The organism is Pseudomonas sp. AF03-9 (assembly GCF_020515815.1).
Lineage (GTDB): Bacteria > Pseudomonadota > Gammaproteobacteria > Pseudomonadales > Pseudomonadaceae > Aquipseudomonas.
The window spans coordinates 113,167-130,912 of the sequence record NZ_JAHPJF010000012.1 but is presented as its reverse complement, the minus strand read 5'-3'; the positions used below and the strand labels follow the sequence as shown (position 1 = coordinate 130,912).

The 17,746-nt window shown below is 58.4% G+C and carries 21 protein-coding genes; 19 read left to right on the top strand and 2 right to left on the bottom strand.

Annotated features, from left to right (window positions below; all coding sequences use genetic code 11):
- The first annotated feature begins 87 nt into the window (after positions 1 to 87).
- Both LIY36_RS15925 and LIY36_RS15920 read left to right on the top strand, forming a co-directional pair.
- Complete coding sequence (locus tag LIY36_RS15925; protein WP_003175814.1) at positions 88 to 573, top strand: YajQ family cyclic di-GMP-binding protein; 486 nt, start codon at positions 88 to 90, stop codon at positions 571 to 573.
- Between the two features lie 136 nt (positions 574 to 709).
- Positions 710 to 1,552 carry a mechanosensitive ion channel family protein gene (locus LIY36_RS15920; RefSeq protein WP_226456254.1) on the top strand — a complete coding sequence of 281 codons (843 nt, stop codon included), beginning with the start codon at positions 710 to 712 and terminating at the stop codon, positions 1,550 to 1,552.
- A gap of 192 nt (positions 1,553 to 1,744) precedes the next feature.
- On the opposite strand, the gene LIY36_RS15915 is transcribed toward LIY36_RS15920, so the two are convergent.
- Positions 1,745 to 3,034: an OprD family porin gene (locus LIY36_RS15915; protein ID WP_192299432.1), complete on the bottom strand. Its 1,290-nt coding sequence runs from the start codon at positions 3,032 to 3,034 to the stop codon at positions 1,745 to 1,747.
- 733 nt (positions 3,035 to 3,767) lie between these two features.
- On the opposite strand from LIY36_RS15915, the gene LIY36_RS15910 reads away from it, so the two are divergent.
- Both LIY36_RS15910 and LIY36_RS15905 read left to right on the top strand, forming a co-directional pair.
- On the top strand, positions 3,768 to 4,193 hold the full coding sequence (locus tag LIY36_RS15910; protein WP_226456253.1) for an HIT domain-containing protein: 426 nt from the start codon (positions 3,768 to 3,770) through the stop codon (positions 4,191 to 4,193).
- A gap of 3 nt (positions 4,194 to 4,196) precedes the next feature.
- Positions 4,197 to 4,403, top strand: a complete 207-nt coding sequence (locus LIY36_RS15905; protein ID WP_010208093.1) for a SlyX family protein — start codon at positions 4,197 to 4,199, stop codon at positions 4,401 to 4,403.
- Between the two features lie 72 nt (positions 4,404 to 4,475).
- Here LIY36_RS15905 and LIY36_RS27730 read toward each other — a convergent pair whose 3' ends face one another.
- Positions 4,476 to 5,078: a cold-shock protein gene (locus LIY36_RS27730; protein ID WP_191956007.1), complete on the bottom strand. Its 603-nt coding sequence runs from the start codon at positions 5,076 to 5,078 to the stop codon at positions 4,476 to 4,478.
- Between the two features lie 428 nt (positions 5,079 to 5,506).
- Between LIY36_RS27730 and LIY36_RS15895 the strand changes: the two genes are divergently transcribed.
- The 15 genes from LIY36_RS15895 (at position 5,507) to ybgF (ending at position 17,613) form a co-directional block, all read left to right on the top strand.
- The gene (locus LIY36_RS15895) at positions 5,507 to 5,980 is read left to right on the top strand and encodes a Dps family protein (RefSeq protein WP_122720393.1); all 474 of its coding nucleotides are present in this window, start codon (positions 5,507 to 5,509) and stop codon (positions 5,978 to 5,980) included.
- 181 nt (positions 5,981 to 6,161) lie between these two features.
- Positions 6,162 to 6,503 carry a ribbon-helix-helix domain-containing protein gene (locus tag LIY36_RS15890; protein ID WP_226456252.1) on the top strand — a complete coding sequence of 114 codons (342 nt, stop codon included), beginning with the start codon at positions 6,162 to 6,164 and terminating at the stop codon, positions 6,501 to 6,503.
- Between the two features lie 171 nt (positions 6,504 to 6,674).
- A complete protein-coding gene (locus LIY36_RS15885; protein WP_010208103.1) occupies positions 6,675 to 6,896 on the top strand; it encodes an FmdB family zinc ribbon protein in 222 nt (73 codons plus the stop codon).
- 107 nt (positions 6,897 to 7,003) lie between these two features.
- Positions 7,004 to 8,779, top strand: a complete 1,776-nt coding sequence (aspS, locus tag LIY36_RS15880) for an aspartate--tRNA ligase (protein ID WP_192299429.1) — start codon at positions 7,004 to 7,006, stop codon at positions 8,777 to 8,779.
- A 136-nt stretch (positions 8,780 to 8,915) separates the two neighbouring features.
- Positions 8,916 to 9,662: a YebC/PmpR family DNA-binding transcriptional regulator gene (locus LIY36_RS15875; RefSeq protein WP_226456251.1), complete on the top strand. Its 747-nt coding sequence runs from the start codon at positions 8,916 to 8,918 to the stop codon at positions 9,660 to 9,662.
- A gap of 156 nt (positions 9,663 to 9,818) precedes the next feature.
- The gene (gene ruvC / locus LIY36_RS15870; RefSeq protein ID WP_065908840.1) at positions 9,819 to 10,343 is read left to right on the top strand and encodes a crossover junction endodeoxyribonuclease RuvC; all 525 of its coding nucleotides are present in this window, start codon (positions 9,819 to 9,821) and stop codon (positions 10,341 to 10,343) included.
- A 68-nt stretch (positions 10,344 to 10,411) separates the two neighbouring features.
- Positions 10,412 to 11,023, top strand: coding sequence for a Holliday junction branch migration protein RuvA (gene ruvA / locus LIY36_RS15865; protein ID WP_003193868.1), 612 nt, complete (start codon positions 10,412 to 10,414; stop codon positions 11,021 to 11,023).
- The gene (gene ruvB / locus LIY36_RS15860) at positions 11,024 to 12,082 is read left to right on the top strand and encodes a Holliday junction branch migration DNA helicase RuvB (protein ID WP_015885611.1); all 1,059 of its coding nucleotides are present in this window, start codon (positions 11,024 to 11,026) and stop codon (positions 12,080 to 12,082) included. It begins immediately after the preceding gene.
- Between the two features lie 138 nt (positions 12,083 to 12,220).
- Positions 12,221 to 12,676, top strand: coding sequence for a tol-pal system-associated acyl-CoA thioesterase (gene ybgC / locus LIY36_RS15855; RefSeq protein WP_015885610.1), 456 nt, complete (start codon positions 12,221 to 12,223; stop codon positions 12,674 to 12,676).
- A 1-nt stretch (position 12,677) separates the two neighbouring features.
- Positions 12,678 to 13,373, top strand: coding sequence for a protein TolQ (gene tolQ / locus LIY36_RS15850; protein ID WP_010208111.1), 696 nt, complete (start codon positions 12,678 to 12,680; stop codon positions 13,371 to 13,373).
- Between the two features lie 23 nt (positions 13,374 to 13,396).
- Entirely contained in the window at positions 13,397 to 13,849 is a 453-nt protein-coding gene (tolR, locus tag LIY36_RS15845; protein WP_161549410.1) for a protein TolR, read from the top strand.
- Entirely contained in the window at positions 13,849 to 14,922 is a 1,074-nt protein-coding gene (gene tolA, locus LIY36_RS15840; protein WP_017738026.1) for a cell envelope integrity protein TolA, read from the top strand. Before tolR ends, tolA begins: the two co-directional genes overlap by 1 nt.
- 17 nt (positions 14,923 to 14,939) lie before the next feature.
- Positions 14,940 to 16,220, top strand: a complete 1,281-nt coding sequence (gene tolB, locus LIY36_RS15835) for a Tol-Pal system beta propeller repeat protein TolB (protein WP_192299426.1) — start codon at positions 14,940 to 14,942, stop codon at positions 16,218 to 16,220.
- A 52-nt stretch (positions 16,221 to 16,272) separates the two neighbouring features.
- Positions 16,273 to 16,773 (top strand): peptidoglycan-associated lipoprotein Pal, encoded by a 501-nt coding sequence (gene pal, locus LIY36_RS15830; RefSeq protein WP_003209827.1) that lies wholly within the window; start codon positions 16,273 to 16,275, stop codon positions 16,771 to 16,773.
- Positions 16,774 to 16,779: 6 nt separating this feature from the next.
- The gene (gene ybgF / locus LIY36_RS15825) at positions 16,780 to 17,613 is read left to right on the top strand and encodes a tol-pal system protein YbgF (protein WP_226456250.1); all 834 of its coding nucleotides are present in this window, start codon (positions 16,780 to 16,782) and stop codon (positions 17,611 to 17,613) included.
- The last annotated feature ends 133 nt before the right edge of the window (positions 17,614 to 17,746 follow it).

Below are 17,746 nucleotides of genomic sequence, written 5' to 3'. Positions count from 1 at the left end.
GGCGAAAGAACCGCTATAATGCTCCGGCATTTTAGCTCGGGCGCGCTCCATCTCTACTGAGCCCGCCCCTTATATTGGAGAAATGACATGCCTTCGTTCGACGTGGTATCCGAACTGGACAAACACGAAGTCACCAACGCCGTCGAGAACGCCGTCAAGGAACTGGACCGTCGCTATGACTTGAAAGGCAAGGGCAGCTTCGAATTCAAGGAAAAGGAACTGACCGTCAACCTGACCGCTGAAGCCGATTTCCAGCTGGAAGCGATGATCGAGATCCTCAAGCTGTCGCTGGTCAAGCGCAAGATCGATGCGCAGTGCCTTGAAATCAAGGACGCCTACGCCTCCGGCAAGCTGATGAAACAGGAAGCCGTGCTCAAGGAAGGCATCGACAAGGAGCTGGCGAAGAAGATCGTCGCTCATATCAAGGATGCCAAGCTCAAGGTCCAGGCTGCCATCCAGGGCGAGCAGGTGCGTGTCACCGGCAAGAAGCGTGACGACCTGCAAGAGGCCATCGCGGCCCTGCGCGCCAAGACCTTCGACATGCCGCTGCAGTTCAATAACTTCCGCGACTGATGGCACATCGCGGAACCTGGGGGCGTTTTTGACGTCCCACGCCCCAGAATCCGTGCCTACACTTGAGCCCTACGGGGCTCATTTGCGTTTTTAGGCAGTCAATAAAGCCGCACATCCGCCACATAGGAGAAGCTACATGGATTTGAACGCTGAAATGGATCACTTGATCAAGACCTCGCAGTCGTGGGTCCCGATGATCATGGAATACGGCAGCCGGGTGCTGCTGGCCGTCCTCACCCTGGCCATCGGCTGGTGGCTGATCAACATGTTGACCCACCGTGTGGGGCGCCTGCTGGCTCTGCGCAATGCGGACCTGGCCCTGCAACACTTCATCACCAACCTGGCCAACATCGCGCTGAAAGTCATGCTGATGGTCAACGTGGCGTCGATGATCGGCGTGGCAACCACCTCGTTCGTCGCCGCGATTGGTGCCGCGACTCTGGCCATCGGCCTGGCATTGCAGGGCAGCCTGGCGAACTTCGCCGGCGGCGTGCTGATTCTGCTGTTCCGCCCGTTCCGCATTGGTGACTGGATTGAAGCCCAGGGTACTTCGGGTACGGTCGACAGCATCCAGATCTTCCACACCGTGCTGCGCACCGGCGACAACAAGACGGTGATCATCCCGAACGGCAGCCTGTCCAACGGCATCATCACCAACACCAACCGTCAGCCGACCCGCAAGGTGGTATTTGATGTGGGTGTGGATTATGACGCCGACCTGCAGAAGGCCCGTGAGGTACTGCTGGATCTGGCGAAAGACCCGCGCGTGCTGGCAGACCCGGCCGCGGTGGCGGTGGTTTCGACCTTGGGCGACAGCTCTATCACTGTGTCCCTGCGTTGCTGGACCAAGACAGCGGACTATTGGGATGTGATGTTCATGTTCAATGAACTTGCCCGTGACCGTTTGAAAGCGGCGGGGATTGATATTCCGTTTCCACAGCGGGTTATTCGTGTGATGCAGGAAACTGCAGCTAAATAATGCCAGGTCAATTGCGCCGAACTTGGCTGAAAGGTCAGGTTCGAAGCTGCGAGTTTAATCTCGTTAGTTAGCTTGCTAGTTATTTATCCGCTGAAACAATACTGCAATAAAAAAGCCGCTCCCTTGTTTGCAGGGGAGCGGCTTTTTATTTAAGGCCGAAGCCTTACGTCATCGTTGTAATCAAGCAATCAATTACAGGATGTTCAGCGGGTATTGCGCGATCAGACGCAGTTCGTCGAGCGAACCCGAGTAAACCTGATCAGACGAACGATAGGTCGCTTGACGTACGCGCAGGCTCAGGTCTTTGGCTGGACCGCTCTGGATCACGTATTTGGCTTCGATGTCGCGTTCCCACTCTTTACCGTTGCTGGTGCTGGCGATGTTGGCGCCGGTACCTTTCACGTAACGGGTCATGAAGCTCAGGCCAGGGATACCGAAGGTAGCCATGTTGAGGTCATAACGAGCCTGGTAGGACTTCTCGCCTTCGGCGTTGAAGTCGGAACGGGCGATGGAGTTGGCCAGAAAGATCGTGCCGCCGCCGTCTACGCCGTAGGCGTATTGGCCGTCGCCGGTGACTTTCTGGGCTGCCAGGGTGAAGGTGTGAGCGCCGAGGGTGTAAGCACCCTGCAAGCTGAACGCACGGTTGTCGAGCTTGCTGCCGTCCTTGTCGGAACGTACCAGGCCAGCACCTTCGCTCTTGGTGTCGTAGATGTTGAAGTCTACGGCTACGGATTGGTCATCGCTCAGGGCGTGGGTCCAGTTCACGTTGGCGTAGATCTTCTTCCAGTAATCTTCCACTTTCGAGTAGTAGAGGCTGGTAGTGAACTCTGGGGTCCAGGAGTAAACGCCGCCGACGAAGTTGGCATCACGCAGGCCACGCTTGGAGCCAGGCTCGGAGCTGCTGATACTGTCCTTGTAGGTCTGGTCCTGGGCAACGATCGAGGTGAAGTGACCGGCTTCCAGTTTCAGATCTTTGATGTCGGTGCTGGTGATGGAAACGCCTTGCGGCAGTTCCGGCAGCAAGCGGCTGTCATCGGAGGCGAATACTGGAGCGGTGGTGTATTGATCGCCGACCTTCAGGACCGTGTTGGAGATACGGAACTTAACGGCAGCGCCGCCTTTGGAATAGTCGTCTTCCGAACGGCCGTCGGAGCCTTGAGGGAACAGGCCGGTACCGGCGCGACCCTTGCCGCTGTCGAGTTTGACGCCCAGCAGGCCGATCACGTCTACACCGACACCGATGGTGCCTTGGGTGTAACCCGAGCTGAACAGGCCGTGGAAACCAAGACCGGTTTCTTCGATACGGCTTTGAGTCGCATCGTGGTTACGGCGGTCACGGCTGAAGTACAGGGCGCGGGTCAGAATGCTGGCCGTGCTGTCTTCGATAAAGCCCTTGGAGTCGTCCTGGGCGGACGCCATTGCGAACTGCGAGGTGCCTGCTGAAACAGCCAGGGCGATCATGCTCCACTTCATCACGCGCATCGTGATTTGCTCCTTTGGTTTTTAGGAAGAGTACTGCCGTCCCACCTGTATTTTTGTCTGGGCGGCTCTTTCTTTTTGTGTCGGCGCAAAGTTATATCACGCTGACAATACTTGGCGATACTTGCCTATCTTTCCTTTCAGCTTCTTTACGAGGCTGTCGCAAATTGCTAGATCCATGTCGCAAATTCACAGTCCTGAATGTAGCGGGACTGACAACTTCAATGCTGTTTCCAAGCTTTTTAAAAGTTTGGATTCTTCCTGGTTATACATTGAAACGCTGCTGTTCTTATCGCGTAACACCTGCTTCCAGGCGGGTGTCGTTGTCGACGATGTGAGGTTGAATGCAACAAGCGTGCACAAACCGGTAACCGAATGTCATTTTTTCGTGAAAGCCGTTATCTCAATGTAAAAACCGCATAAGCACGGGGTTTTTACGCCGTTTGGTTTGGGCTTGACGCCGGGCCATTACACCTGAACGGGGCCGCGCAAAACTTGCTCCAGAGCAAAACGTTACTGGTTCACCCCGCGAGTGGGTAATCGGCGGATCGCTTTGAGGCACAAGTGGGTCATTTTGGTGCGTCCCGCTGAGGCCCGTCTTAGCGTAGTTGAAATATCCGCCTGCATCGAAAAGGTGCAGTTGTTTTTCTCGGGTTGCATCGCGTCTTCTGCATGGCGGGCCATTCGAAGGTATGCTGGGCGCCTGAAACTGACCTGCCAATACGGAGTGCCCGCGGTGTTCGCCTTAGACCAACGCCTGCAACAAGATACGCTGACCCTCGGGGATTTCCCCTTGTGCCGCCTGCTGCTGTCCAATGATTCGAATTACCCGTGGTTCATTCTTGTGCCGCGTATCAACGGTATCAGCGAAGTGTTTCAACTGGGTGTCGCCGATCAGCAGACGCTGTGGCAAGAGACCACAGCCCTGGCGCAACTTCTCAATGAAGGCCTGGCGGCGGACAAGATGAATATCGGCGCCCTTGGTAACGTGGTCAGTCAGTTGCACGTGCATGTGATCGTGCGCAAGCGCGATGACGCTGCCTGGCCTGCGCCGGTGTGGGGCAAACACCCCGCCGTGCCATATACCACGGAGCAGGTTGCGGCCATTCGCACCAGGTTGCGCACGCTGTTGCCTGCCGACTTCATCTTTATCCAGGGCTGAACCATGGATCTGCAAGACCGCGTCAACGACCTGGAAAGCCGCCTGGCCTTTCAGGACGATACTATCGAAACCCTCAATGACATCCTTGTCACCCAGCAACGGGCGGTCGAGCGTTTGCAATTGCAGATGACGGCACTGCTCAAGCGCCAGGAAGAAATGGGCGGCCAGTTCGAGACCTCCGAAGAAGAAGCGCCGCCGCCTCATTACTAAACAGGCGCGCAATAAAAAACCGCGATCCAGTCTGCACTGGATCGCGGTTTTTTTTTGCTGCGAAGGCGTGGATCAGCGACGCGGCAGGGCCGCAATCACGTCTTCGGCTTGCAGGCCTTTGTCGCGGTTCATCACGGAGAACTCCACGCGCTGGCCTTCCACCAGGACACGATGGCCTTCGCCGCGAATGGCCCGGAAGTGGACGAAGATGTCGTCGCCCGAATCACGAGAAATAAAGCCGAAGCCCTTGGACGTGTTGAACCACTTGACCGTCCCGGTATCGCGGTTGGTCATGTCGTAGTTTTGCGAAGCGGCTGCAGGCGACGAACGGTAGAAACTGATTGCCAGGTGCAGAACGATGGCAACCACGGCAATTACCAGGCTGAGCAGGATGGCCGGGTGGCCACCGACTTCAGGCATGGGTGCCAGCAGGGTGAGGGTTTGTACGACAACGGTCAGTACCAGCAGTGCGCTGACCAGGTTTTGCAGTTGATGACGTGTGCCTTTGTTCCAGTAAGGGATCACCGGTGCCAGCGTCAGGTTAAGAAGGCCGAACAAGGCCAGGTACAGAGCGTCATATTGTTGCAGGTAGGGCAGGCTTTCAGGCTGCAGGCTCGGGATAAAGGACAGCAGCAAAGCTGCAACGCCCGTTAGCAGGTGGACGATTTTCAACATTTTGATTAACTCACGTTAAGACGGATCACAAGGAAGAGCTGACTGGCACGGTTCGCTTCTGAACAATGGGAGGCGTTGAGCACGTGCGCGGGTATCAGCCTATGTAACGTGCCGCAAACATTAACGGCAGCCACACGCCGCCTATTTAACAGCAAAGGCTGTGCCTACTCAAATCAAGCATTTGCGGGTGTTGCGGGAGACGCGGCGTTTATGCGGCAAACGCTTGTCCTAGACAGGTTTGGGTGTTTTGAGGGGTATTTCAAGAGTCTGCCTGAGCGCTGTAGCGCTTGCCCCACGCGGCCTGGCGAGCGGCAGAGGGGCGATTTGCCGCAGGTCACCGGGGTGTGTCGGGCTGCACAACACCGGGTCTCTTGCTAGAGTGGTCCTGCACCTGATCAATGAACGCTCGTCAATTGAAGGGGAAAAACATGGCAATCGATATTGGTATCAGTGAAGCAGACCGTAAATCCATCGTCGATGGGCTTTCGCGTCTGCTGTCCGATACCTACGTACTGTATCTGAAGACCCACAACTTCCACTGGAACGTCACGGGCCCCATGTTTCGTACGCTGCACTTGATGTTTGAGGAGCAGTACAACGAACTGGCGCTGGCGGTGGATTCCATTGCCGAACGTATCCGTGCCCTGGGTTTCCCGGCGCCGGGTGCCTATTCGATCTATGCTCGCCTGTCTTCCATCAAGGAGGAGGAAGGCGTGCCCAGCGCTGAAGAGATGATCAAGCAGCTGGTGGCGGGCCAGGAGGCGGTCACTCGTACCGCGCGTGGCATTTTTCCATTGCTCGACAAGGTCAGCGATGAGCCGACTGCCGACCTGCTGACCCAGCGCATGCAGGTCCACGAGAAGACCGCGTGGATGTTGCGTTCCCTGCTCGAAAACCAGTAGATACCTGCTTCGAGCGGCGCCACCCTGGCGCCGCTCGCTTGTTTCCCTGCGCTTCCTGGCGTTGTCCTACGACTATCAACTCCGCGTCTTCTGGCCGCTCCGCTCTTCCTGCTGTTTTATAGGCCCACTGTCCAACGGGAGTACCCCGTGGGCTGTTGTTTGGCAATGGAGTGTCAGGTGTATGTCACGCGGAGTGGGTAGTGGAGTGATGGAGGCCTGTGGTTTCCATAAGATAAAGGTCGATCCCTTTGCAAAGGGGTTCGACATGGGGCTGTCCAAGCCCTTGTCCCGATCGGTCAGGCTCAATGGGTTTTCCACGTGCCTGCGGCTTGAGCAGATCTATTGGAATATCCTCACGGAAATTGCCAGGATCAATGCCTGTTCGGTCAGTGCGTTGCTGTCGTATGTCGATCGGGAAGTGCATTTGCGTTACGGGGGGGTGAAGAACTTCAGTGGTCTGGTCCGTGTGGTGTGTGTGGTTCACGCATTGAAGGGCCAGGTTGTGCCGCCGAACCCCGAGTAGCACGGCGGCCCCGAGGACGACCCGCTGCCCTGGCGGGCCGTGCTTAGGGCAGAAAGCCGGCTGCGCTGCCTTGATTTACCATATATAATCCCGCGCTTTGCTGCGCAGGCCGGGGCTGTTCTCCAAGGGCCAGGCGTGGCGCAGTAATGATCTGATCGCCGAGACATCGCCATGCCCATGTACGACTATCAATGTGCTTCCTGTGGTCATCAGTTGGAAGCCATTCAGAAGATCAGCGCAGCACCGTTGGTCGATTGCCCAGCCTGCCAGGCGCCGGAACTCAAGAAGATGTTGTCCATGCCGGGCTTTCGCCTGAGTGGCAGCGGCTGGTACGAGACCGATTTCAAGACCGGCTCGAAGAAGAATCTGGCGGGCGGCGACAAAGCAGACTGAGTTGAACTCTACGCGCAGGCTCCTGCATTATCCGTCCCCTGCTTTAATGTACGGTGACGAGGCAGGCCTCCACCGAATTTCGAATTACGAGAAGTGAAACCACTACCATGATGCGCAGCCACTATTGCGGCCAACTGAACGAGACCCTGGATGGTCAGGAAATCACCCTTTGCGGATGGGTTCACCGTCGCCGCGACCACGGCGGGGTGATCTTCCTCGATATCCGTGATCGTGATGGTCTGGCCCAGGTGGTGTTCGACCCGGACCGCGCCGAAAGCTTCGCCGCCGCCGACCGCGTGCGCAGCGAATACGTCGTGAAGATCACCGGCAAGGTTCGCCTGCGTCCGGCCGGTGCCGTGAACGCGAACATGGCCTCCGGTGCGATTGAAGTGCTGGGCTATGAACTGGAAGTGCTGAACGAGTCGGAAACCCCGCCGTTCCCACTCAACGAATACTCCGACGTGGGCGAAGAAACCCGCCTGCGCTACCGCTTCCTGGACCTGCGTCGTCCGGAAATGGCCGAGAAGCTGCGCCTGCGTTCGCGCATGACCACCAGCATCCGCCGTTTCCTCGACGAGAACGGCTTCCTGGACGTGGAAACGCCGATCCTGACCCGGGCCACCCCGGAAGGCGCGCGCGATTACCTGGTGCCGAGCCGTACCCATGCCGGTTCGTTCTTCGCCCTGCCGCAATCGCCACAGCTGTTCAAGCAACTGCTGATGGTCGCTGGCTTCGACCGTTACTACCAGATCGCCAAGTGCTTCCGCGACGAAGACCTGCGCGCCGATCGCCAGCCCGAATTCACCCAGATCGACATCGAGACCAGCTTCCTCGATGAAAACGAGATCATGGGCCTGACCGAAAAAATGATCCGCAACCTGTTCAAGGAAGTGCTGGATCTGGAGTTCGGCGATTTCCCGCACATGACCTTCGAAGAAGCCATGCGCCGCTACGGTTCCGACAAGCCAGACCTGCGCAACCCGCTGGAACTGGTAGACGTGGCCGACCAACTGAAGGAAGTCGACTTCAAGGTGTTCAGCGGCCCGGCCAATGACCCTAAATGCCGTATCGCCGCCCTGCGCGTACCTGGCGGCGCAAGCATGCCGCGCAAGCAGATCGACGACTACACCAAGTTTGTCGGCATCTACGGTGCCAAGGGCCTGGCTTACATCAAGGTCAACGAGCGTGCTAACGGTGTTGACGGTCTGCAATCGCCGATCGTGAAGAACATCCCGTTGGACAACCTGAACGCGATCCTCGATCGCGTTGGTGCGGTCGATGGCGACATCGTGTTCTTCGGCGCCGACAAGGCCAAGATCGTCAGCGAAGCCTTGGGCGCGCTGCGGATCAAGCTGGGTCACGACCTGAACCTGCTGACTTGCGAGTGGGCCCCGATGTGGGTCGTTGACTTCCCGATGTTCGAAGAGAACGACGACGGCAGCTTCAGCGCCTTGCACCACCCGTTCACCGCGCCGAAGTGCTCGCCGGCCGAGCTGGAAGCCAACCCGGCTGGCGCACTGTCCCGCGCCTACGACATGGTTCTGAACGGTACTGAGCTGGGTGGCGGTTCGATCCGTATCCACCGCAAGGAGATGCAGCAAGCGGTGTTCCGCCTGTTGGGCATCAACGAAGCGGAACAGGAAGAGAAGTTCGGCTTCCTGCTCGACGCCCTGAAATACGGTGCGCCGCCCCACGGTGGCCTGGCGTTCGGCCTGGACCGTCTGGTGATGCTGATGACCGGCGCCCAGTCGATCCGTGAAGTGATCGCCTTCCCGAAAACCCAGAGCGCTGCGGACGTCATGACCCAGGCTCCGGGTGTGGTGGATGCCAAGGCACTGCGCGAACTGCACATCCGCCTGCGTGAGACACCGAAGGCTGAGTAAGGCTGCGGCGTGAAAGCGCGTTGAGTTCTACGCAGTCTAAAAAAGGCGCATCTTCGGATGCGCCTTTGCGTTACAAGGGTTGCATCCTGCCTGGGGCAGGGTTGACAAGGTTTCTACAGAATTTCGGAGTTGTGTTATGGCTGGCCATTCCAAGTGGGCGAACATCAAGCACCGCAAAGAGCGTCAGGATGCCAAGAAAGGCAAGATTTTCACCAAGTGGATTCGCGAGCTGACTGTCGCTGCACGCCAGGGCGGTGGTGACCCGGGCTCCAACCCGCGCCTGCGCCTCGCGCTGGACAAGGCCCTCGGCGCCAACATGAGCCGCGACATTATCGACCGCGCCGTGGCCCGTGGTGCCGGCGCTGCCGATACCGACGACATGGTCGAGCTGACCTACGAAGGCTACGGCCCGGGCGGCGTGGCGGTGATGGTCGAGTGCATGACCGACAACCGCAACCGCACTGCGGCGGCCGTGCGCCATGCGTTCAGCAAGTGCGGCGGCAACCTGGGCACCGATGGTTCAGTGGCTTACCTGTTCGAGCGTAAAGGGCAGATCACGTTCGCGCCGGGTACGGATGAAGACGCGCTGATGGAAGCGGCGATGGAAGCGGATGCCGACGACGTGGTCACCAACGACGATGGTTCTATCGACGTGTTCACCTCGTTTGCCAGTTTCTACGCCGTGCGTAACGCCCTGGAAACCGCCGGTTTCAAAGGTACCGACGCGGAAATCGTGATGCTGCCGACCACCAGCGCCGAACTGGACCTGGATGGCGCACAGAAAGTGCTGAAGCTGCTGGATATGCTCGAAGACCTGGATGATGTGCAGAACGTCTATTCCAACGCCGACATCCCGGAGGATGTGGCTGCACAGCTAGTCTGAGGTATGACGTCGATCAAAATGTGGGAGCGGGCTTGCCCGCGAATGCGGTGTACCAGTCGCTGAAAATGTTGACTGATCCACCGTCTTCGCGGGCAAGCCCGCTCCCACATTGGATCTCCTTTGTATCAAAATTGTTTTACCCAAACCGCAGGCGTTATGACTTTAATCCTAGGTATCGACCCCGGTTCGCGCATCACCGGTTTTGGCGTGGTGCAACAGACCCCTCGTGGCTGCATCTATGTCGCCTCGGGCTGTATCCGCACCGGGGCGGGCGAGCTGGCCGAGCGCCTGCAGATTGTTTATCGCGGCGTGCGTGAAGTGATCCAGACCTATGGTCCGGTGACCATGGGCATCGAAAAGGTGTTCATGGCCAAAAACGCCGATTCGGCGCTGAAGCTCGGCCAGGCCCGTGGCGCTGCCATCGTCGCAGGTGCCGAGGAGGGCATGGAGATCGCCGAATACACCGCGACCCAGGTCAAGCAGGCCGTGGTCGGCACCGGCGCGGCGAACAAGGAACAAGTGCAGATGATGGTCATGCACATGCTCAAGCTCACCGCGAAGCCACAAATCGACGCCTCCGACGCACTGGCCATCGCCATTTGCCACGCGCACACCCGTTCCAGCCTGTTGCCTCACGGCCTGGGTACTGCACGCAGTCGTGGCGGGCGGCTGCGTCTCTGATAGCATCAGCGCAATCGTTTTTCCCGGTCAGGCCTTTTATCTGACCTCAAGCTTTAAGGATTTGAACCGTGATTGGACGCTTGCGCGGCACCCTGGCTGAAAAACAGCCGCCGCACCTGATTCTGGATGTAAACGGGTTGGGGTATGAGCTGGAAGTGCCCATGACCACCCTGTATCGCCTGCCGTCGGTCGGCGAGCCGATTACGCTGCACACCCACCTGGTGGTGCGCGAAGATGCGCAATTGCTCTATGGTTTCATTGGCAAGCGCGACCGTGATTTCTTCCGCGAGCTGATTCGCCTCAATGGTGTCGGGCCGAAACTGGCGCTGGCGTTGATGTCGAGCCTGGAAGTGGATGAGCTGGTGCGCGCCGTCTCGGCCCAGGACACGTCGGCGCTGACCAAGGTGCCGGGGGTTGGCAAGAAGACCGCCGAGCGCTTGCTGGTCGAACTCAAGGACCGCTTCAAGGCCTGGGAAGTCGTGCCAAGCATGTTCGCCCTGGTGCCGAACCAGCCGGATATGCCGGCGGCCCAGGTCGCCAGCGCCGAGAGCGATGCTGTCAACGCGCTGATTTCCCTGGGCTACAAGCCCCAGGAAGCCAGCAAGGCCGTGTCGGCCATCAAGGACAAGAACCTGAGTGCCGAAGACATGATCCGCCGCGCCCTGAAGGGAATGATTTAAGTGATTGAAGCTGATCGTCTGATTGCGGCCACCGGTCCGCGTGACCGTGAAGAAGTCCAGGACCGCGCCATCCGCCCGTTGAGCCTGGCCGACTACATCGGCCAGCCCACCGTGCGCGAGCAGATGGAGCTGTTCATCCAGGCTGCGCGCGGGCGCAGTGAGTCCTTGGACCACACGCTGATCTTTGGCCCGCCGGGCCTGGGTAAAACCACGCTGGCCAACATCATTGCCCAGGAAATGGGCGTGTCGATCAAGTCCACGTCCGGCCCCGTGCTGGAGCGTCCGGGTGATCTGGCGGCGTTGTTGACCAATCTTGAGCCCCACGACGTGCTGTTTATCGACGAGATTCATCGTCTGTCACCCATCGTCGAGGAAGTGCTGTACCCGGCGATGGAGGATTTCCAGCTCGACATCATGATCGGCGAAGGCCCGGCGGCCCGCTCGATCAAGCTCGACCTGCCACCCTTCACCCTGGTCGGCGCCACCACTCGCGCGGGCATGCTGACCAACCCGTTGCGAGACCGTTTCGGCATTGTTCAACGTCTAGAGTTCTATAGCACTGCAGACCTGGCGACCATCGTCAGCCGTTCGGCGGGCATTCTCGGCTTGCCCCTGGACCCGGAAGGTGCGTTTGAAATCGCCCGTCGTGCCCGCGGTACGCCACGAATCGCCAACCGTCTGCTGCGTCGCGTGCGTGACTTCGCCGAAGTGCGGGCCAAGGGGCATATCACCAAGGCCGTCGCCGACCTGGCCTTGAACCTGCTGGATGTGGACGAGCACGGCTTCGATCACCAGGACCGACGTCTACTCTTGACCATGATCGAGAAGTTCGATGGCGGCCCAGTGGGCGTCGACAGCCTCGCGGCTGCCATCAGTGAAGAACGCCATACCATCGAGGATGTGCTGGAGCCTTACCTGATCCAGCAGGGCTATATCATGCGCACGCCGCGGGGGCGCGTGGTGACACGCCACGCCTATCTGCACTTCGGGCTAAACATTCCGTCACGATTGGGTGAGATGCCCGTGGTAGACGAATTCCTTGATGCAGTGGACGATTAAAAAGGTCACGCCAGTCGATTTATCTGAGGTTTGTGCTGTCCTAGTGGCTGGTGTCGTCATTCAGTCGTTAGAAATGTTTCATAGAATGAAAAAACAGTTGCCCAGCCAATTGGCAACCTGAGGAGTAAGCACTAGAGTATGCGCGCGCAAAACGGGGATCAGTCGTTCGCACATCGCTGTCGCGTTTATTACGAGGACACCGATGCGGGCGGCATCGTGTATTACGTCAACTATCTCAAGTTCATGGAGCGGGCTCGCACCGAGCGGCTGCGGGAGCTGGGCTTTGCCCAATCCCAGCTGGCAGGGGAGGACCTGTTGTTTGTCGTGCATTCCAGCGAGGCGCGCTATCACGCGCCGGCGCGGCTCGACGACGAACTGCTGGTCAGCGCTGAAGTAATCGAATTGAACCGTGTCAGCCTGCGCTTCAAACAGCAGGTCAGGCGGGCAACGGATGCAACGCTGCTCTGTGAGGGGCAGTTCCTGGTGGCCTGTGTGCGCACCAATAGTTTGAAACCCCGGGCCATTCCCGAAGCTCTACGTGCGGCCTTTGCCGACGTAAGCGGCGCGGGTAAACAATCAAAGCAGGAGATTTAGCGTGGAACCTACCGTCGTCGACCATTCCTCCATGTGGAGCCTGGTCAGCAATGCCAGTGTCGTGGTTCAACTGGTGATGCTGACCCTGGTAGCCGCATCGGTTACCTCTTGGGTCATGATTTTTCAGCGCAGCAACCTGCTGCGTGCCGGTCGACGTGCCCTGGAGAGCTTTGAAGAGCGCTTCTGGTCGGGTATCGACCTGTCCAAGCTGTACCGCCAGGCGGGCAGCAACCCGGACCCGGATTCGGGCGTCGAGCAGATCTTCCGCGCCGGCTTCAAGGAATTCTCCCGTCTGCGCCAGCAGCCAGGCGTCGACCCGGAAGCGGTGATGGAAGGCGTGGCCCGTGCCATGCGCGTCGCCATCTCCCGCGAAGAAGAGAAACTGGAGCAGAGCCTGCCGTTCCTCGCCACCGTGGGTTCCGTGAGCCCGTACATCGGTCTGTTCGGTACCGTGTGGGGCATCATGAACTCCTTCCGTGGCCTGGCCCAGGCTCAGCAAGCGACCCTGGCCACCGTGGCCCCGGGTATCGCCGAAGCCTTGATCGCTACTGCGATCGGCCTGTTCGCTGCGATCCCGGCAGTCATCGCCTACAACCGTTTTGCCGCTCGCGGCGAAAACCTGATTGGCCGTTACTACACCTTCGCCGATGAATTCCAGGCGATCCTGCACCGTAAAGTGCACACCAGCGAAGAATAAGCAGGTACCTCCCGATGGCTTTAATCACTCGAGCTCGAACCAAGCGCAAGCCGGTCGCCGAGATGAACGTAGTGCCTTACATCGACGTGATGCTGGTGCTGCTGGTGATCTTCATGGTGACCGCGCCGATGCTCAACCAGGGTGTGAAGGTTGACCTGCCCAAGGTTTCCAGCGAAGCCTTGCCCCAGGACAACAACACGCAGGTGCTGACCATTTCGATCAAGTCCGATAAGACCTATTACTGGAACCTTGGCAGCGAAGTCGACACTCAGAAGCAACAGGACAAGGCCATGACCTTGCCGGCGATGACCGATGCGGTGACCAAGATCATTCGCGCCGGCAACGAAGGCGGCAAGCACACCCAGGTGTTCATCCGGGGTGACAAGGCAGTCGACTACGGTTCCGTCATGGGTGCCATGGGCGGGCTGCAGAAGGCCGGCGTCGGTAACGTTGGCTTGATTACCGAGGCGCCCTGATGCAGCAACAGCGAGAGCCGTCCGCCTCGGAAAGCTACTTCTGGCCTAGCGTCTGGGCAATTGCCCTGCACGTCCTGGTGTTTGGCATGCTGTTCGTCAGCTTTGCCATGACCCCGGACCTGCCGCCAGCCAAGCCGATCGTGCAGGCGACCCTGTATCAGCTGAAATCGAAAAGCCAGGCCACCACCCAGACCAATCAGAAGATTGCAGGTGAGGCCCAGAAGTCGGCTGCGCGCCAGACTGAAGTCGAACAGATGGAACAGAAGAAGGTCGAGCAGGAAGCGGTGAAGGCTGCTGCGGAACAAAAGAAAGAAGAGGCGGCTCAAAAGGCCGAGGAATCGAAAAAGGCTGACGAAGCGAAGAAGGCCGACGAGGCGAAAAAGGCTGATGAAGCCAAAAAAGCCGAGAAGGCTGCCGAAGCTAAAAAAGCCGAAGAGAAACAATTGGCTGATATAGCCAAGAAGAAATCTGAAGAAGAAGCCAAGAAAGCTGCCGAAGAAGAGGCCAAGAAAAAGGCCGCTGAAGAAGCCAAGAAGAAAATAGTCGAAGACGCGAAGAAGAAAGCCGCCGAAGACGCCAAGAAAAAAGCTGAAGCAGACGAGGCGAAGAAAAAAGTCGCCGACGACGCGAAGAAGAAAGCTGCCGCCGATGCCACCAAGAAAAAGGCCCAGGAAGCAGCACGTAAATCCGCCGAAGAGAAAAAGGCCCAGGCCCTGGCAGATTTGCTTTCCGACACGCCGCAGCGTCAGCAAGCCTTGGCCGATGAACGTGGTGACGAAGTCGCGGGCAGTTTCGACGACCTGATTCGGGCACGGGCAGCGGAAGGTTGGACACGTCCACCTTCGGCACGCAAAGGCATGACAGTAGTGCTGCAGATCGGCATGTTGCCGGACGGTACGGTGACTTCGGTCAGCGTGGCCAAGTCCAGTGGCGATGGTTCGTTCGACAGTTCGGCGGTTGCAGCGGTCAAGAACATTGGCCGGTTGACCGAGATGCAGGGAATGAAACCAAGCGACTTCGCTCCCTATCGTTCATTCAAGATGACATTCACACCTGAGGATCTAGCCTTGTGAGAAACCTTCTTCGAGGAATGCTTGTCGTTATTTGCTGTATGGCAGGGATAGCGGCGGCGGATGAAAAGAACATCCTGGTCACCAGCGGTAGCGATCGGGCCACCCCGATCGCGGTAGTACCGTTCGGCTGGCAGGGCGGCAGCGTGCTGCCGGACGACATGGCCCAGATCGTCAGCGACGACCTGCGCAACTCCGGCTACTACGCGCCGATTCCGAAAGGCAACATGATCAGCCAGCCGAACCAGGCCAGCGAAGTCGTGTTCCGTGACTGGAAAGCCGTGGGCGCGCAGTACCTGATGGTCGGTAATATCACGCCGGCCGGCGGTCGCCTGCAAATCACCTACACCTTGTTCAACGTGGCCACCGAGCAGCAGGTCCTGACCGGCAGCGTGTCGGGCACAGCCGAGCAAATCCGCGACATGGCCCACTACATCTCGGACCAGTCGTTTGAAAAGCTCACCGGCATCAAAGGTGCTTTCTCGACGCGTCTGCTTTATGTAACGGCTGAGCGTTTCTCGGTAGACAACACCCGCTACACCTTGCAGCGTTCGGACTACGACGGTGCTCGTGCAGTGACCTTGCTGCAGTCGCGTGAGCCCATCCTGTCGCCGCGTTTTGCGCCGGACGGCAAGCGTATTGCCTACGTGTCCTTTGAACAGAAGCGTCCGCGTATCTTCGTCCAGCACATCGATACTGGCCGTCGTGAGCAGATCACCAACTTCGAAGGCCTCAACGGTGCGCCAGCCTGGTCGCCGGATGGTTCGCGCCTGGCGTTCGTGCTGTCCAAGGACGGCAACCCGGACATCTACGTGATGAACATGGCTTCGCGTGCGATTACTCGCGTGACCAGCGGCCCGGGTATCAACACCGAACCGTTCTGGGGTAAGGATGGCTCGACCATCTTCTTCACCTCCGACCGTGGCGGCAAACCACAAATCTACAAGGCGAGTGTTGGTGGCGGTGGCGCGGAACGCGTGACTTTTATCGGCAACTACAACGCCAACCCTAAACTTTCGGCTGATGAAAAGACGTTGGTGATGATTCACCGTCAGGATGGTTTCACTAATTTCCGGGTTGCGGCCCAGGATTTGCAGCGCGGAACCGTAAAAATCCTCACAGATACCAACCTTGATGAGTCAGCCACTGTTGCGCCCAACGGCACCATGGTAATCTACGCCACCCGCCAGCAGGGCCGGGGAGTCTTGATGCTCGTGTCCATTAATGGACGCGTAAGGCTCCCACTTCCTACCGCTCAAGGCGAAGTCAGAGAACCATCCTGGTCCCCTTACCTGAACTGACGCGGCGCTACAAGATTTGCTTAACACACTGGGGTTCATTAGGAGTTTCACGATGGAAATGCTGAAGTTTGGTAAGTTTGCTGCTCTGGCTCTGGCTCTGTCCGTAGCCGTTGGTTGCTCGTCTAAAGGCGGCGACAATGCCGGTGAAGGCGCAGCTGTTGATCCAAACGCTGGTTACGGCGCTAACACTGGTGCAGTTGACGGCTCCCTGAGCGAAGAAGCTGCTCTGCGCGCTATCACCACTTTCTACTTCGAATACGACAGTTCGGACCTGAAACCAGAAGCCATGCGCGCTCTGGACGTTCACGCGAAGGACCTGAAAGCTAACGGCGCTCGCGTTGTTCTGGAAGGTAACACCGACGAACGTGGTACTCGTGAGTACAACATGGCACTGGGCGAGCGTCGTGCGAAAGCCGTTCAGCGCTACCTGGTACTGCAAGGTGTTGCTCCAGGCCAACTGGAACTGGTTTCCTACGGTAAAGAGCGTCCAGTTGCTACTGGCCACGACGAGCAGTCCTGGGCTCAAAACCGTCGCGTCGAACTGCGTAAGTAATTCGTCATGCGAACGTGCCGTCGTGCTCTGACTGTATTGGCTCTCAGCTTCGCACCGCTTGCGGTGTGGGCTGCGGTTCCTGTGGAAGATAGCAACTCTGGCTATAACAATAGCGGGAGCAGTTATCCGCCAGCAGGTTATGGCACGAACGGCGCCTATGCGGGGGGAGCGGCTACGTCCGCTCCCTCGGCACAGGGCGAACTGTTCAACCAGCTGCAACGTATGCAGGATCAATTGGCGCAGCAACAAGGCACCATTGAAATTCTGCAGAACGAAGTGCGCCAGCTGAAGCAAGAAGGCCTGGAACGTTACCAGGATCTTGATCGACGCATTGGAGCCGGTGTTACACCTGCCGCAACTCCTGATAATTCTTCCGCCGGTGGTGCACCTAGTGCTGCCATCGGTGGTGCAGCAGCGGGGGCGGCTGCCAGCCAAGCCCCTGCCGCGAGCAGCGAACCGGGTGATCCGGCGAAGGAAAAGCTGTATTACGATGCGGCCTTCGACCTGATCAAAGCCAAGGATTTCGATAAGGCCAGCCAGGCATTCAGCGCTTTCCTGCGCAAATACCCAAACAGCCAGTACGCGGGTAACGCCCAATACTGGTTGGGCGAGGTGAACCTGGCCAAGGGTGACTTGCAGGGCGCAGGCCAGGCATTTGCCAAGGTCAGCCAGCTCTATCCCAAGCATGCCAAGGTGCCGGATTCGCTGTACAAACTCGCTGACGTAGAACGCCGCCTGGGTCATACCGACAAGGTCAAAGGCATTCTGCAGCAAGTGGTTGCCCAGTATCCGGGGACTTCCGCTGCCCAGTTGGCCCAGCGGGATCTGCAACGCTTGTAGGCAAAGCAGCCCGTTCAGAAGAAACCCGCGCCTGGCGCGGGTTTTTTCGTTAGAATCCACGCCCTTTTATGAAACACGCTTCTTGGGGTCTACGCGTTGGCGGGGTCTCATGAAGTGCCTGACGGAGGCGGAC